Annotated in this window: 2 protein-coding genes; both read right to left on the bottom strand. The window is 64.9% G+C overall.

Annotated features, from left to right (window positions below; all coding sequences use genetic code 11):
• Positions 1-139 precede the first annotated feature (139 nt).
• Entirely contained in the window at positions 140-1,249 is a 1,110-nt protein-coding gene (locus tag EOD07_RS32710; protein ID WP_127238178.1) for a mandelate racemase/muconate lactonizing enzyme family protein, read from the bottom strand.
• Positions 1,250-1,303: 54 nt separating this feature from the next.
• The coding region (locus EOD07_RS32705) for an aminomethyltransferase family protein (RefSeq protein WP_164772769.1) at positions 1,304-1,932 on the bottom strand (629 nt) is incomplete at its 5' end.

The following is a 1,932-nucleotide window of genomic DNA, read 5'->3' as shown; positions in this document are numbered from 1 at the left end:
TCTCGGTCCGATCGTCGTCCATCGCCGTTCCTCCTTGCGTGTCACAAGAACGCGGGACAGGGCGGAACGATCCGAACCGTTCACGAAGTGATCGCCGGCACAAATCCGGGCCTCCACCGCGCAGGTTTTGCGCGTAGGGTTACGGCCCGTAAATGGCCACCGGCTTGCCGAACATGCCGGGCTCGGGTTTCACGCCCAGCCCTGGCCGTTGCGGCACGGCGATGTGGCCTTGCTTGATGATCACCGGATGCTTCTGGTCGAAATGGCCCTTGATGTATTCCTGGGCGATCCAGGCGCCTTCCATACGGCGCGGCTCGACGGTTGCGGCCAGATGCACGCAGGCCGCCGCGATGATGTCGCCGCCCCAGGCATCGTCGCAACTATGCGGTAGCGAGCGGATGGCGCAGAGGTCGCGCACCGTCGTCATCTTGGTGAGGCCGCCAAGGCGCGTGACCTTGAAACCGAAGCCATCGGCGATGCCCGTCGAGATTGCCCTCAGCACCGCGTTCTGGTCCTCGGTGCTCTCGTCGAGATAGACCGGATGCGTCACGCGGCCCTTCAGCGTCGCGATCTCGTCCATGGTGTTGCAAGGTTGCTCGAAGACGAAGGGGATCGCCTGGCAGAGCCGGTCGAGATGGATCGCGGCGGCCACTGTCAGGCCCCGGTTGCCGTCGACCGCGATGCGCGCTCCGTAACCGACCGCTTCCCAGACCTTGTGGATGACGGCGACGTCGTCTTCGAGATTGCGCCCGCCGATCTTGACCTGCAGGCGCGGATAGCCGGCCTTCACCTTGTCTGCCGCGATCCTCGCCGTCTCGTCCGGCGGGCCGACGATCAGCGAATAATAGGCCGGCACCCGGTCGGTCAGCGCGCCGCCCAAAAGCGTCGAAACCGGCACGCCGAGCTTTTGACCAAGCAGGTCGAGGAACGCCATGTCGAAGGCGGCCTTGGCATAGCCGTGGCCGTTGAGGCGCTCGTCCATCTGCCTCGACAGCAGCCTGATCGAGGCGATCTCCGAACCGATCAGCCCGGGCGCGATCTCGGCGATCGCGGCGCGGGCGCCGAGCGCATGATGTGGCTGGTAGACCGGACCGATCGGGCAGGTCTCGCCCCAACCTGCGAGCCCGTCATCGGTGACGATCTCGACCAGTGTCGAGTCCAGCGCCTCCACATCGGCGCTGGCCATGCGGTAGACGCCATTCTTGACCGGCAATTGGGCCGAATAAACGTTGATCCGCTCGATGCGCATGCTCGGTTCCCCTCGAAGAATGCCTGTCAGCGGGGCCTCACGCAGCCCCGTCGGTCACATCCGCGCCCTTGCCGAGGTGGGATCGTAAGGCGAATCCGCGACGACCTCCGCGACCTTCCATTCGCCGAGGATCGCGACGTCGAGCTTGGTGCCGGGCTTGGAAAAACGCTCGGACACCAGCGCCAGCGCCACGTCGTGCCCGAGCGCGTAGCCATAGCCGCCGGAGGTGATGCGCCCGACCAGCTTGCCGTCGCTGTAGAGCCCTTCATTGGCTAAAGTGCTTGCGCCGTCGGTGTCGATCCTGAGCGTCACCGACCGGCGCTGGTCGTTGCGCTCCTTGTATTTCAGCACAGCCTCGCGTCCGACGAAGTCGCCCTTGTCGAGACGGATGAAGCGCTCCAGCCCGCTCTCCAGCGCGTTGATCTCCGGGTTCATGTCGCGATACATGGCGCGATAGGATTTCTCGAGCCTGAGCGATTCCAGCGCGTGCAGGCCGACCAGCCGCATGCCGTGCTTTTTGCCTTCCCTCAGGATCGCGTCGAGCAATTGCCGCTGGTAGGGCAGGGGGTGATAGAGTTCCCAGCCGAGCTCGCCCTCATAGTTGACGCGCAGCAGCCGCACGTCGCTGGCCAGAGCCACGCTACCGGTCTTGACGCCGAACCACGGAAAGCTTTCGTTGGAAA

The organism is Mesorhizobium sp. M2C.T.Ca.TU.002.02.1.1, assembly GCF_003997225.1.
Note: the sequence above shows the minus strand (reverse complement) of the source record. Positions and strands in the feature narration are given on the sequence as shown.